General features: G+C 70.3%; 12 protein-coding genes. 6 read left to right on the top strand and 6 right to left on the bottom strand.

The genetic code is table 11. The features are described 5' to 3' along the window. The 3 genes from GWI24_RS28970 to GWI24_RS28960 form a co-directional block, all read left to right on the top strand. Positions 1-824 (top strand): carbohydrate ABC transporter permease (locus tag GWI24_RS28970; RefSeq protein WP_210948843.1); only part of this gene is annotated, 824 nt, incomplete at its 5' end. After that, the gene (locus GWI24_RS28965; protein WP_210948842.1) at positions 824-2,110 is read left to right on the top strand and encodes an ABC transporter substrate-binding protein; all 1,287 of its coding nucleotides are present in this window, start codon (positions 824-826) and stop codon (positions 2,108-2,110) included. The genes GWI24_RS28970 and GWI24_RS28965, both read left to right, overlap by 1 nt. A gap of 219 nt (positions 2,111-2,329) precedes the next feature. Continuing rightward, positions 2,330-3,355, top strand: a complete 1,026-nt coding sequence (locus GWI24_RS28960; protein WP_210948841.1) for a CDP-alcohol phosphatidyltransferase family protein — start codon at positions 2,330-2,332, stop codon at positions 3,353-3,355. Here GWI24_RS28960 and erm read toward each other — a convergent pair. Together erm and GWI24_RS28950 are read right to left on the bottom strand one after the other, a co-directional pair. Continuing rightward, a complete protein-coding gene (gene erm, locus GWI24_RS28955) occupies positions 3,256-4,200 on the bottom strand; it encodes an ErmE/ErmH/ErmO/ErmR family 23S rRNA (adenine(2058)-N(6))-methyltransferase (RefSeq protein ID WP_308344117.1) in 945 nt (314 codons plus the stop codon). The genes GWI24_RS28960 and erm overlap by 100 nt on opposite strands. A gap of 552 nt (positions 4,201-4,752) precedes the next feature. Next, positions 4,753-7,047: an MMPL family transporter gene (locus GWI24_RS28950; RefSeq protein WP_210948840.1), complete on the bottom strand. Its 2,295-nt coding sequence runs from the start codon at positions 7,045-7,047 to the stop codon at positions 4,753-4,755. 383 nt (positions 7,048-7,430) lie between these two features. Here GWI24_RS28950 and GWI24_RS28945 point away from each other — a divergent pair, with 383 nt between their 5' ends. Next, positions 7,431-8,651: a S8 family peptidase gene (locus tag GWI24_RS28945; RefSeq protein ID WP_210948839.1), complete on the top strand. Its 1,221-nt coding sequence runs from the start codon at positions 7,431-7,433 to the stop codon at positions 8,649-8,651. Positions 8,652-8,767: 116 nt separating this feature from the next. Then, the gene (locus tag GWI24_RS28940) at positions 8,768-9,091 is read left to right on the top strand and encodes a cupin domain-containing protein (RefSeq protein WP_210948838.1); all 324 of its coding nucleotides are present in this window, start codon (positions 8,768-8,770) and stop codon (positions 9,089-9,091) included. A gap of 9 nt (positions 9,092-9,100) precedes the next feature. Here the strand turns inward: GWI24_RS28940 and GWI24_RS28935 are convergent, their stop codons facing one another. The 4 genes from GWI24_RS28935 to GWI24_RS28920 all read right to left on the bottom strand — a co-directional run bounded on the left by GWI24_RS28935 (position 9,101) and on the right by GWI24_RS28920 (position 12,580). Then, positions 9,101-9,688: a Uma2 family endonuclease gene (locus GWI24_RS28935; RefSeq protein ID WP_247617024.1), complete on the bottom strand. Its 588-nt coding sequence runs from the start codon at positions 9,686-9,688 to the stop codon at positions 9,101-9,103. A gap of 161 nt (positions 9,689-9,849) precedes the next feature. Next, on the bottom strand, positions 9,850-11,403 hold the full coding sequence (locus tag GWI24_RS28930; RefSeq protein ID WP_210948836.1) for a phosphodiester glycosidase family protein: 1,554 nt from the start codon (positions 11,401-11,403) through the stop codon (positions 9,850-9,852). Between the two features lie 113 nt (positions 11,404-11,516). After that, a complete protein-coding gene (locus GWI24_RS28925; protein ID WP_210948835.1) occupies positions 11,517-11,720 on the bottom strand; it encodes a DUF397 domain-containing protein in 204 nt (67 codons plus the stop codon). Between the two features lie 11 nt (positions 11,721-11,731). Next, positions 11,732-12,580, bottom strand: coding sequence for a helix-turn-helix transcriptional regulator (locus GWI24_RS28920; protein ID WP_210948834.1), 849 nt, complete (start codon positions 12,578-12,580; stop codon positions 11,732-11,734). Between the two features lie 192 nt (positions 12,581-12,772). Between GWI24_RS28920 and GWI24_RS28915 the strand changes: the two genes are divergently transcribed. Further along, positions 12,773-13,099, top strand: a complete 327-nt coding sequence (locus GWI24_RS28915; RefSeq protein WP_210948833.1) for a hypothetical protein — start codon at positions 12,773-12,775, stop codon at positions 13,097-13,099. The last annotated feature ends 113 nt before the right edge of the window (positions 13,100-13,212 follow it).

Below are 13,212 nucleotides of genomic sequence, written 5' to 3'. Positions count from 1 at the left end.
GCGCGGCGCGCACCGGCCAGTACCTCGCCCTCCTCGGCTATCTGGTCTTCCTCGCCTTCCCCCTGCTGTGGCTGGTCTCCACCGCGTTCAAGCCGCCGCGCGAGCTGGCGAGCCTCCACCCGGGCTGGATCCCCGACCATCCCACCCTCGACAACTTCCGCCAGGCGTTCGATGAGCAGCCGCTGCTGCGGTCCGCGGGCAACAGCCTGATCGCCTCCCTCGCCGCCGCGGTCATCACCGTCGTCATCGCGACCCCCATGGCGTATGTGATGGCCCGCCACCACCGCTCCTCGCTGTCCCGGGCCGCCACCGGCTGGATCGTGGTCAGCCAGGCGTTCCCCTTCGTCCTGGTGATCATTCCGCTGTTCCTGGTGCTCAAGGAGGTCCGCCTGATCGACTCCCTCTCCGGGCTGATCATGGTGTATGTGGTGTGGTCCCTGCCGTTCGCCCTGTGGATGCTTGCCGGGTACGCCCGGGCCGTACCGCGCGAGCTGGAGGAGGCCGCGGCCGTGGACGGCGCGGGCAGACTGCGGGTGCTGATCTCCGTCACCATGCCGCTGCTGACTCCCGGCATCGTGGCCACCGCCCTCTTCGCGTTCATCACCGCCTGGAACGAGTTCTTCTTCGCGCTCGTCCTGCTCAAGTCCCCGCGGAAACAGACGATGCCGATCATCCTCACCCACTTCATCGGAACCGAGGGCGTCGCCGATCTCGGCCCGCTCGCCGCCGCCTCACTGCTGGCGACGCTGCCCTCGCTCGTACTGTTCGCGCTCATCCAGCGCCGGATCACCAGCGGCACCCTGGCCGGGGCGGTGAAGCACTGATGCGCCGCCGGACGCTGCTGGCCGCGTCCGCCACCGGGGCGCTGCTGTCCGGCTGCGCGCCCGAGCGGCGGCGGGCGACCGGCGGCCGGATCACCCTGCGCTTCCAGTCCCTCGCCTGGCAGCAGGAATCGGTGGCGGCCAACAAACAGCTGGTGGGGGAGTGGAACGCGGCCCACCCCGACATCCGGGTCGAGTACGTCCAAGGCAGCTGGGACGGCGTCCACGACCAGCTGCTCACCTCCTTCGAGGGCGGTGAGGCGCCCGACATCATCCATGACGCCACCGACGACCTCGCCGACTTCGCCTACGGCGGCTATCTCGCCGATCTCACCGACCTGCTGCCCCGGCGGCTCAAGGACGAGATCCCGCCCCGGACCTGGCAGACCGCCACCTTCGACGGCGGCGTCCACGGTGTGCCGTTCCTCCAGGAGCCGCGCGTGCTCATCGCCAACCGCACGCTGCTGGACCGGGCCAGGCTGCGAATCCCCACCGCCGAACGGCCCTGGAGCTGGGCCGAGTTCGAGGACGCGGCCGAGGAGCTGACCCGGGACGGGGCGTACGGCGTGGCCTGGCCGCTCAAGGAGCCCGTCTCCGCGACCCTCAACCTCTCGCTCTCCACCGGCGGCAAGGTCTTCCACCGGGGCGCGGACGGCAAGGTCACCGTCCGGTTCGACGCCGCAGACCAGCGGGTGCCCCGCGTCATCCACGACCAGTTGGGCGGCGACCGCACCGCCGCGCGGACCACTCTCGGCATGGGCGGCTCCGACACCCTCCCCGGCTTCTTCGGCGGGAAGTACGCGATGGTGCCGCTCGGCTTCTCCTACCGCCAGCAGATCGCGCAGCAGGCGCCCAAGGGGTTCGCCTGGACCGTACTGCCGTCCCCGGCCGGGCCCGACGGCGACCAGCGGCAGGGGGTGAGCCCGCAGACGCTGTCCATCGCCGCCGACAGCCCGTACCAGCGGGAGGCGGCCCGCTTCATCGACTTCTTCCTGCGCCCGCCGCATATGGTGCGGCTCGCCCGGGGCGACTGGATGCTCCCCACGGGCCGGACCGCGCTGCGGGACCCCGCCCTGCGGACCCGCCGCCACGGCTGGGCCACCGGCACCGCCCTGGCCGGAAAGCTGCGCCCGGCGCCCGCGCAGACGGTGCGCGGCTACCCGGAGTGGAAGGACAAGGTGGCCACCCCGGCGCTGCAGGAGTACTACAGCGGGGCGATCGGCATGGGGGAGTTGCGGGAGCGGCTGGTCGACGACGGGAACCTGGTGCTCGCCCGCTACCAGCGGTAGGACCCGTTACAGCGATAGGACCCGCTGCCGGTGGCAGGAATCGCCACACGTCGGTCATCGCGGCGGCCTCGCCGCCAACGCACCTGACCGTGCCATGGACCCGGTCCCCCCAGTAGACCGTTAACCCCTGACAAAGGTTGCCCTTGCCCGATCTTGTCTCTTCCCTTAACGGCTTCTTACCTTCAGGTGAACTCATGTCTAATGCCAGAAAGATTGACCATGCCCCGAGACATACCGCCGCTCGCCGAGGTCCGCCGGATCACCGAGAAGAAGCGAGACGCGTGGTGGACCGTCATGCTGGTGGACCCGGTGGCCACACCGCTGGTCCGCTGGATCGCCAGGTACACCCGAGCCACCCCCAACCAGCTCACCTGGGGTGCGTTCCTGGTGGGCCTCGGCTCCGCCGCGTGCTTCGCTCAGGGCGACTGGAGATGGCTGCTGCTCGGGGCCGTGCTCTACCACGTGAGCTTCATCTTCGACTGCATGGACGGCAAGCTGGCCCGGCTGACCGGCACCGGCTCGGTCTTCGGGGCCTGGCTGGACTTCGTCTTCGACCGTATCCGGGTGCTGGTGTGCTCGGTCGCCCTGATGGGCGGTCAGTACGCGCGCACGGATGACGTCCTGTATCTGTGGCTGGCGCTGGCCGTCGCCTCCCTGGACGCGCTGCGCTACATCGACTCGCTGGAGATCTTCAAGATCCGGCACGGGATGCGCAAGCAGATCAAGGCCCGGATGCGGGCGGCCCGCAAGGCCGAGAACCAGGCCGAACTGGCCTTCATGGAGGACCTGCTGCGGGAGAACCCCGAGGCCGACCTGGAGACGGACCGCGACACGGTGGCTCCCTTGGAGCCCGTCGCTCCTCGGGAGCCGGTGGCGGCCCTGGAAGCCACGGTCGCCCCGGTTTCGGCCCGGGTACCGGCCCCGCGCCGCCCCGCCGTCGTCGATCTGCACCAGGAGTTCCGGCGCCGCTTCCCGTGGTGGGTCCGGTGCCGGAACTTCCTGCAGCGCCACCGCGTCCGCGCTCATCTCATCAGCGGTATCGAGTTCCAGATGGGCGTGTTCATCATCGGCCCGGCCGTCGACGCGGTGGTGGCGACGACCGTCGTATCGGGTGCGCTGCTGCTCGTCTTCGAGCTGGCCATCATCTACAAGTTGCTCTTGTCCACCCGGGACTTCACCCGCACCATCAACTCCTTCGAAACGGCCGAAGAACGCCTTCCGGCCACCACCTCGGTCAACTCCTGAGCGAGGACCAGCCACTCCTCCGGCGTCACATACGCCACCACCACGTCCCGCCCCAGCCCGGCCGCCCGGAACGCCCGGTCGAGCGCGCGGGCGGGGCAGACCCGGCGCAGTGACGCGTGGAGCGAGCCGCCGACCCCGGTGAAGCCCAGCTCGACCAGGTCCGCGTAGGCGGACCGGGCCGCCGGGTCGGTGAGCAGCGGGCGCGGCCGCCGGGTCAGCCGCAGGATCCCGCCGTCCACCGCGGGTACCGGCCGGAAGGCGCTACGCGCCACTCGCCCGCACAGCCGCCACTCGACCTCCGGCCAGGACCGTACGGTCAGCAGGGACCAGCGGCCGTAGTCCCCGGTGCGCTTACGGGCGTACTCCGCCTGGGTGAGCAGCGTCGCCGAGGTCAGCCGGGGCACCGCCCGCAGCGCCCAGGCCACGATCTCGGCGGTACGGGCGTAGGGCACATTGCCGACCAGGGCGAACGGCTCGCGCGGCGGCGCCGCGCTCAGGAAGTCCTGGTGCACGACCCGGACCCGCGGACAGCGGGCGAGCCGCTCCCGCAGCCCCGGGATCAGATGCCGGTCGATCTCATAGCTGATCAGCTCGCGGCAGCGCGGGGCCAGCGCCTCGGTGAGCGCCCCTTTGCCCGCGCCGACCTCCACCAGGAGATCGCCGGGCCCGGGGCGGGCGGCACGTACGACGCGGGCGACGGCACCCGGGTCGACGAGAAAGTTCTGTCCATACGCACGCCTCGCGCGGTCGCGTTCGGTACGGCGCGGCTCCGTGCGGGGCGCTTCGGTGTTGCGGCGCGGTTCGCCACCGCGCGGGGCATGGGGATGGTGTCGATTGCGGGCCACGGCCACGGTCCTTTCGGAGCCGGGCGGGCGGCAGCAGCGCGGAACGGGCCCTGCCGCCCGTCCCGGAACGAGTGATTCCTGGACTGGCGGGGGCCCTGGCCGAGGGCGCGTGGATGGCTGAGATCAGCTCACGGTGAGAGACCGATGGGGAGTCTGGCGGGTCAGCCGCTCAGGTGGGGGAACCACCTCGACGGCGAACCGTTCACGGACTCGGAGAGACACCGGGCGCGTCCGGGCCGGCCAGGGCACCGGGGCCGCGCCGCGGGCGGCGGGCAGGCATAGGAAGGGCGCGCGCACACGCCACCCGGGCACAGCCACGAGTGATGCGGGTGAACACGCCGATGCCGGGACTTCCGCCCATCGGTGTACTCCTCCCGTGCGCGCGTACGCGAAAGGACGCGTATGCGGATCTCCGCCGTATCCCCGCACCGTAGGGACCGGCCAGGACATCCCGCAACGCCTTTTCCACCCCACGCCCCCACCCCGGAAACACCGAACCGGTCACACGGCCCGAGGCCGTGTGACCGGTTGAGCGTTGTCAGGACGCGGTCGTCAGACCCGCGCGTGCCGGGGCCGTTCGTCCGCTTCCGGCCTCGGGGAAGCGCCCACCAGAGTGCTGGGCCGCCGGGCCGGGACGGGCTCGTCGTGGGCGAGGTCCGGGAGCCACCCCAGCCACTTCGGCAGGTACCAGTTGCGCTCGCCCAGCAGCGACATCACGGCCGGGAGCAGCACCCCGCGGATGACGGTGGCGTCGATGAGGACCGCGGCCGCGAGGCCCACGCCCATCTGCTTCATGGACTGCATCGACAGCGTTCCGAAGATGGAGAAGACCGCGACCATGATGACGGCGGCGCTGGTGACCACGCCCGCCGTCGTCACCACGCCGTGCACCACCGCGTCCTTGGTGGTGCGGCCGGCCAGGCGCGCCTCGCGGATACGGGAGACCACGAAGACGTGGTAGTCCATGCTCAGCCCGAACAGGATCACGAAGAGGAACAGCGGCAGCCAGGACACGATCGCGCCCACGCCCTCCGCGCCGACCAGCCCCGCGCCCCAGCCGTGCTGGAAGACCGCGGTGAGGATGCCGTACGCGGCGCCCACCGACAGCAGGTTGAGCACGATGGAGGTCACGGCGATGGTGAGCGACCGGAAGGACATCAGCATCAGCAGGAAGGCGAAGACCACCACGAAGGCGAAGACCGGGGTGACGGCCGAGCCGAGCTTGTCGTTGAAGTCCTTGGAGGAGGCGGTCGAGCCGCCGATGGGGGCGTCCACCCCGTCCACCGTGCCGAGCGTCGCCGGGCGCACCTCGTTCCGCAGCACGTCCAGGCTCTTCTCGGCCTTGCCCTCGTCCGAGCCGCCGATCAGCGGGACCTCCACCACGGCCAGGTTCTGCTTGTGGTGGACGGTCACCTCGACCGGGCCCTTGGAGGCGCCCTTCGCCACGGCCTCGGTACGGAAGCGGGCGAGGGCGTCGCGCACCGGCGCCGCGTCGATGTCGTCCGCCTTCACCACGACCCTGGCCGGGTCGGAGCCGCCCGGGAACGCCTCGTCGATGTGGTTGTACGCGTTCACGACCGGCAGCCGGTCGCCGAACTCCTGGTCCAGGGTGAGGTTCGCGGTGTTCATCCCCACGGCGGGGACGGCCAGCGCGATCAGCGCACCACCGGCGAGGGCCAGCGACAGCTTGGGGCGGCGCAGCACCGGACGGAGGACGGCGCGCCAGATCCGGCTCTCGGTGCCGCCGCGCCGCTTGGCGCGGCCCAGGAACGGCACCCGGCCCTTCTCCACCCGCTCACCGAGCAGCGAGAGCAGCGCGGGCAGCACCGTCACCGAGCCGACCATCGCCACCGCCACCACCATCAGCGTGGCGAGCCCCATCGCCTGGAACTCCGCGATACCGGTGAAGAGCATGCCCGCCATCGCCACGATCACCGTGACGCCGGAGACCAGGATGGCGCGGCCGGAGGTGGCCGCCGCCACTCGCAGCGCGGTCTGCGCGTCCCGTCCGGCGGCGCGCTCCTCGCGCTCCCGGCGCAGGTAGAACAGGCAGTAGTCGACGCCGACGGCCAGGCCCACCAGCAGCATCACGGAGTTGGCGGTGTCGCTCATGTGCACCCAGTGGCTGACCATCGCCACCAGACCGGTGGTGGCCAGGAACGCGGTCATCGCGAGCGCCACCGGCAGCAGCGCGGCCACCAGCGCACCGAAGACGATCAGCAGGATGCCGAGGGCCACCGGCAGCGCGGAGTACTCCGCCTGGGTGAAGTCGTCGCCGAACGCGTCGTCGAACGCCTTCTGGCCGCTGGCGTCGCCGAACTCCTCGATCCGCAGGCCCTGGTGGCCGTCCTGCGCCTTGTCCACCGCGTCCAGGACCGGCTGGATGTGGTCGGCCGCCTTCTCCGCGTCGCCGCGCATCTCGAACTGCACCAGCGCGGAGCGCCGGTCGGCGGAGATGGTCTTCGTGTCGTACGGGGAGCGGAGGGCGGTCACCTGGCCGGTGTCGCGTACGCCGGCCATCACCGCGTCGACCGCCTTGCGGAAGGCCGGGTCGTTCGCGGTGAGCCCGCCGCCCTTCGCCTGACCGCCCTTCGCCTGGATCAGCACGGTTTCCCCGGCCGCGTCGTCAATGCCCGCCTCGTCGAGAATCTTCGAGACGCGCCCGGACTCGCCGGGAACCTGCTCGCTCTCCGTCACATCGACCCGGCCCGTCATCGAGCCGACGGCCAGGGCGAGGATGACCAGCAGCACCCAGCCCCCGACCGCCGCCCACCGGTGACGGGCGCTCCAACTGCCCGCGCGTGCCGCTATCCCGCGCGGCCTCTCCAAGCGGCCTGTGTCCGCCACGACATCCCCTTATGCCCTGGTGGCGGACCGTCCCCGCCACTCGTTGACGACGCTAGGCCGTGGCGTCGGGCCGACCCATCCTGCTGACCGGTGAACCGTCCGGTGGTTCCCTCCAACCGCAGAAGGGGGGACAGCCCTACCCTCCCTGATGCGAGCCCCTTACACGCAAAGGGCGTTGATGTCGTGGCCGGAGTGGGCCCGGTGCGAAGAACGTTGCCTATGTCACACATCGGTGCGGATCTTGAATTGACCCGTACTCATCAGTCAGGGTTTTGTCAGAACCGGAGTGGCCCCAACACACTCCGGCTCTACCGCACTTGAGGGATCGGACGCGATCCGTAGTGCGGATACCCCCCACAACCGCACGAGGAGGAACCCTCGTCATGGCAGTTCACAAGCAGCGCAACGCGCGTCGACTCGGTCTGGCCATAGCCGCCGCGACCGCCGTCACCGCCGGTGTCTTCGTGGCCGTTCCGGCCGGCGCCACCACCGCCCAGCCCGCCGAGGGCACCGTCTACGGCACCCAGGCGAAGAACGCCGTGGACGGCAGCTACATCGTCATGCTCAAGGGCGGCAAGAGCATCAAGGCCGCCTCGGAGGGCAAGGACCTCGCCGAGCAGTACGGTGGCAAGCTGCGCCGCAGCTACGACTCCGCCATCAACGGCTTCTCGGCCAACGGGCTGTCCGACACCGAGGCCAAGCGGCTGGCCGCCGACCCGTCGGTCGCCAAGGTGGTCCAGAACCACCGCTACACCATCAAGGGCACCCAGGAGAACCCGCCGTCGTGGGGCCTGGACCGGATCGACCAGGAAGACACCCAGGGCGACAAGAAGTACACCTACCCCGACAGCGCGGGTGAGGGTGTCACCGCGTACGTCATCGACACCGGTGTCCGCACCAGCCACAAGGACTTCGACGGCCGCGCCACCTCCGGCTTCGACGCGATCGACAACGACGACAGCGCCGACGACGGCAACGGCCACGGGACCCACGTGGCCGGCACCATCGCCGGTGCCGAGCACGGTGTCGCCAAGAAGGCCAAGATCGTCGCGGTGCGTGTGCTGGACGACCAGGGCTCCGGCACCACCGAGCAGGTCGTCGCGGGCATCGACTGGGTCACCGAGAACCACGAGGGCCCGTCCGTCGCCAACATGAGCCTGGGCGGCACCCCCGACGAGGCCCTCGACGCGGCCGTGCAGAAGGCCATCGACTCCGGTGTCACCTTCGGCGTGGCGGCGGGCAACGAGTCCGCCGACGCCAGCCAGAGCTCTCCCGCCCGGGTGAAGGACGCGATCACGGTCGCCTCCAGCACCGACAAGGACGAGCAGTCCGACTTCTCCAACTACGGCGACGTGGTGGACATCTACGCCCCCGGCTCGGACATCACCTCCGACTGGAACACCGGCGACGACGCCACCAACACCATCTCCGGCACCTCGATGGCCACCCCGCACGTGGTGGGCGCCGCCGCCGTCTACCTCAGTGGCCACCAGGACGCCAAGCCGGCCGACGTGGCGAAGGGGCTGACGGACGGCGCCACCGCCGACAAGATCTCCAACCCGGGCGACGGCACGCCGAACAAGCTGCTGAAGGTCGTCGAGTAAGGCTCCAACGGGTGATCCAACGGGTGAAGTGATCGGTCCCAGGGGCGCAGCCGGGTGGCGAGACCAACCGGCTGCGCCCTTGGGCTGTCGCCCCACCCAATGCCACGCTGGGCGGCATGAACCTCACGGACGGATACACATCGGCAGCGGTCGAGAAAGCCCCGGTGAAGGAGCTCTTCCCGGGCATCCGCCTGCGCCCCCTGTGGACCGGTGACAAGGGCGCGAAGGCGCACGTCCTGGAGATGGACCCCGGCACCTCATGGGAGGGCGTGGACGTCCATGAACCGGGCCCCGAGGAGGTCTTTGTGGTCTCCGGCATCTTCAACGACGGCGCCCACGACTACCCGGCCGGCACCTTCATCCACGCCCCCGCAGGCTCCTCCCACATCCCCCAGACCACCACGGGCTGCACGCTCTTCGTCTTCTACCCGGAGGGCTAGGATCCGGCGTCAGCCCTCCAGCTCGCGGCGCACGGCGTCGAGATCCAGGTCGACGGTGAACACTCCGGCGACGTCGACTGACTGCTTTCCCGTGACCGTGGCCACCTCGCGGTAGGTGGTCCCGTCCAACTCGTGCACCACCACACGCACATCCGGCTCCATCTCGACCCGCCAAAAGGCGGGTACCTTCGCCTGGGCGTAGAGCACGGGCTTGAGGATGCGATCGGCGGCCCGGTTGAACGGTGACACGATCTCTCCCAGAAGCACCGCAGCCTCGAGCGGCGCAGCCAGTGTGCCGCGTGGAGCGGCGGCACGGTCGACGACGGCGATGTCGGGAATGAAGAGTCTGGATTCCCCCGTCACGTTCACCGCTTCGCCAGAGCGGAACGGCGCGCCTGACCGGGCCAGGGCGGCCTTGATCTGGCTGTGCAATTCGGAAGACACCGTCTGGTGGTCCCAGTCGGGGGCAGGGGACATCATGAGGACACCGTCCACGAGTTCGAAGCGGGCGCGTGCCGGATGCTCCGGGAGTGCAAGGACGTCCTCGACCGTCCAGGGGCCTTCGTGATCGTCGACTCGCGTCTCAGCGACGCTCATGATCGTCACCACCGCCTCCTCGTGTGTTCCCTGGCTCCAGCATGGCACGCAGCTCTGACGACCGCTGATGCTTCCAACCCGAGCCGTGAGGTGGCGGCCAGAAGGGGTGAATATCACCCACAGGAGTGAGCCGAACACTCAGCGATGACGGGCGCGTCCCGTTACGGCAGCACCTGGACCGTGTCGCCCACCGCGCGTTCGCCCGTCGCGTCGGAGGTGACGTTGGCGAGATGGCCGTTCACGGCCATGGCGGTGGAGCCGCCGCCGTCCAGGTTGAGGGCCTGGACGGCGCCCAGGGAGCGCATGAAGCGGGCGGCCTCCTCCAGGGTGAAGCCCTCGCTCACGCCTGGCTGCCGACCGTCCACCGTGGCCAGGATGAGCCGGCCCCGCTTGTCGAGCCCGGCCATCGTGCGGGGCTGCCGGACGTTGGACCAGGCGTAGCCGAAGGAGAGGTTCTCCGGGTCGAGGGTACCCTCGGTGGCGGCGTCGATGGCGATGCGGCCGTCCTTCACCAGGGTGGGGGCGGCGCTGACGATGCTGTCGTCGGAGTCGAGCCGGACCCGGCGGCCGGCGGTGTCCCGGACGGCCTCCTCCAGCGCGATCCGCTCGCCCCGCCGGGCGTGGGCCGTCAGCCAGTCGGACGCGGCGCCGATGCCCTGGAGCACGGAGCCCCCGGCCGGGACCGTGCCGCCGCGCGGGCCGGTGGAGACCACACGGCCGTCGGCGTCGAGCACCACCTGGGTGCCGGGCCCGGTGGGCAGCTCGGCGCGGAACCTCGGGGTGAACTTCACCAGGTCGTCGGCCTCGGAGCAGGTCAGGTCCTGCCGGGGCAGCTCGGTCGGAGTGGCCCCGGGGCGGCCGCAGTTGCGCACCTTGCCGGGCACCCGGTTGATGCCCTGCACCGCATACGTGGACGAGCCCGCCCGCGCCGTGACCGTGCTGGTCAGGTCGGCGATCCGGGTGTGCCGACCGCCGTCCGCGAGGATCAGCGCGGCCCGGGAACCGGCGGCCATCGACTCCAACTCGCCGTCGTACGCGGCGATTCCGGCCATCGTGCCCTGGACGCCGTCGGCGTCGGAGGTGATGAAGAAGCCACCGTTGACGGCGACCAGGGAGTGGCGCTTCGCGGCGACCGAAGAGGTCTTCTCGCGGTCCGCCACGCTGAGGTCGTGGGTGGCCGCCACGGTGCCGGTGAACCGGGCCGGGTCGATCACCGCCACATGCACGCTCTCCCGGTCGGCGGGCCGCTGCCCGTCGTAGCCGGTCCACTCCGCCACCGCCGTGAACCCGGCCGCGGCGACCTTCTCGCGTACGCCCTGTGCCTCGCCGGAGGTGCCGTACGAGCCCACCCGCACCCGCCACCCCATGGTGCCGTGCGGGGTGTCCGCGTAGGCGGGCCACGCCACCCGCTCGACCCGCGGCCCGAACTTCGCGTCGCGCAGCCGCCCCGCCGTGGTGTCCGCCCAGGACCGGTCGCCCAGCGGCGCGGCACCGGGCCCCTGCACGGTGACCGTCCAGCCCGGCTCGGCGTCCGCGTCCCGGAGAACCCCGGCCCGCACCCGCACCCCCGGGGCCACCGTCTGTGTGGTCCAGGATCCGGTATCCGGTGCCGCCTGCGCCGGGGGATGGACGGCCGCCAGTACGATGGCGGCCCCCAGCGCGGCCCCCATACGGACGCCCAGGCTCCGGCGGACGGTGCTCTCTTCGTTGCGCATGACCGGAAGTCCAGCGCCGCCCGGGGTCCGGGACGGCACACACGGAGGGCGCCATGCGGAACGTACGGTGAACGGGCGGGGAAAGGGCCGGAGGGCCGCACCGCCCCTCGTGGCTACCGCCCGAGGTGGTCCAGCGCCCCCGCCTTGACGGCGCGTATGAAGGTTCCGAGTCGGCCCGGTGTGGTGGTGAGGATGTCGGCGGGGGCGTCGCTCTCCCGAAGCTTGATCTTGCCGTCGACGGGGAGGAGTTCGACGCAATGGTTGTCCTCCCCGTTGCCGGAGAACGAAGACTTGCGCCACTTGGCCGGGCTCGACATGGTTACCTCTCTCATATTTCTTGCGCGATGTGGTGGATGAAATCCCGAGACGCCCCTACCGCGAGGGAAGAAGCCTCGGCCTTGTCCAGTAGCGCGCGGTATCTCGTGAGCTCTGACTCCGCGTCCATCCAGAACGAGCCGTGCATGGCATCGATCTGCGCGGTGTCGAGCTTGGGAACGGGCCCGCCGACATAGAGCATGGAGTTTCCGGCTCCGCCGAAGCCGTCCACATCAAAAGGGATCACCCTGACGGTGACGTTCGGGTGCTCCGACTGTTCCAGGATGAAGGCGAGCTGCTCGCGTGCGACCTTCCGGTCGGCTACGCGTGTGCGCAGGACACTTTCGTGAATCAACGCCGAGAACGCGATCGCCGAGTCCTCGGACAACACCTCCCGCCGCCGTACGCGGAAGGAGACCAGCGCGTCGAGATGTTGCGGCGGCAATGGAGGAACGGCGTAGGCCATGAGCGCCCGGATGTACGCCTCGGTCTGCAGGAGTCCCGGAACGTAGGAGGCTTGAAGCATGCGCATGTGGGTTGCGTGATGTTCCAACTCGGCAAGGTCCAGTGCGCCATGCGCGAGGAGGCCCCGGTACTCCTCCCACCACCCCTTGCCGCGCTCACCGGCCATGGCAACCAGTGCGTCGATCAGCGCGGTGTCGAAGCAAGCGTATTGAGAGGCCATATAGCGCAGTCGCGCCTCGCTGATACCGGCCTTGCCCGCTTCGACCTGACTCATCTGGATGGGGTTCGTACCGATCAGCTCGGCCGCCCGGCGGGCGGTCACACCAGCCGCATCGCGCATCTTGCGTAGCTCAGTACCGAGTCGGCGCTGTCGTGCTGTGGGCTGACTTCTCGGCATGCTCTCTTCTCCTCCAGGCTGTCGGCAGTCTGCCGTGCGCCACGACGCAGGTCCAACGCCCCGTAGCTGCGAGCATAAGGTTGTGTCGGCATAACCTTATGCTCTACCGTGAGTGACGCGCTCATCACGCAGTGGTGGCCGGTCGGCCGGAAGCGTATCTGCCCCCTCATGCCTGCTCTCTAGGAGGCCCACATGCAGACACCGGACCCCTCAGAACTCTTCGACAAGGAACTCTGCGACCTCGTCCTCGCCATCGCGCCCAGAATCTTCGCCGTAATCCAGGAGTGCGAGGTGCGGCCCGGGTTGAAGGACGGGTGCGTCGCGGCGTGGGGAATCGCCTTCGCCGAGGGTCCCGTCCATGTGACCACGGCCGATGGCATCGGACAGATGGTCCTCAACTCGCCGGAGCGGGCGCTTCGATGGTTCACGCGAGGCGGCGGTGAGGACGGCGTGACGGCACGGCTGGTGTGGCTCGGCCGGTCGGGCGGCGCCGCTTTCGACCACGCCGAAGCCGCTTGAGCTACCCCGACGTGGTGGGGCGAGCTGCCCCGCTCATGCGGCATGCCGGGGTGCCGGAGAGGGCCCCATCGACAGCCGAGTAGCGGTCAGGCGGTCAGGAGGGCCGGGGGTGC

It is taken from the genome of Streptomyces sp. MK37H, assembly GCF_018035285.1.
GTDB lineage: Bacteria > Actinomycetota > Actinomycetes > Streptomycetales > Streptomycetaceae > Streptomyces > Streptomyces endocoffeicus.
Note: the sequence above shows the minus strand (reverse complement) of the source record. Positions and strands in the feature narration are given on the sequence as shown.

Excerpts from the sequence above, each read along its gene's own strand:
- GWI24_RS28965 (WP_210948842.1), top strand. The coding sequence starts at position 824 with ATGCGCCGCCGGACGCTGCTGGCCGCGTCCGCCACCGGGGCGCTGCTG.
- GWI24_RS28960 (WP_210948841.1), top strand. The coding sequence starts at position 2,330 with ATGCCCCGAGACATACCGCCGCTCGCCGAGGTCCGCCGGATCACCGAG.
- GWI24_RS28945 (WP_210948839.1), top strand. The coding sequence starts at position 7,431 with ATGGCAGTTCACAAGCAGCGCAACGCGCGTCGACTCGGTCTGGCCATA.
- GWI24_RS28940 (WP_210948838.1), top strand. The coding sequence starts at position 8,768 with ATGAACCTCACGGACGGATACACATCGGCAGCGGTCGAGAAAGCCCCG.
- GWI24_RS28935 (WP_247617024.1), bottom strand. The coding sequence starts at position 9,688 with ATGAGCGTCGCTGAGACGCGAGTCGACGATCACGAAGGCCCCTGGACG.
- GWI24_RS28930 (WP_210948836.1), bottom strand. The coding sequence starts at position 11,403 with ATGCGCAACGAAGAGAGCACCGTCCGCCGGAGCCTGGGCGTCCGTATG.
- GWI24_RS28925 (WP_210948835.1), bottom strand. The coding sequence starts at position 11,720 with ATGTCGAGCCCGGCCAAGTGGCGCAAGTCTTCGTTCTCCGGCAACGGG.
- GWI24_RS28920 (WP_210948834.1), bottom strand. The coding sequence starts at position 12,580 with ATGCCGAGAAGTCAGCCCACAGCACGACAGCGCCGACTCGGTACTGAG.
- GWI24_RS28915 (WP_210948833.1), top strand. The coding sequence starts at position 12,773 with ATGCAGACACCGGACCCCTCAGAACTCTTCGACAAGGAACTCTGCGAC.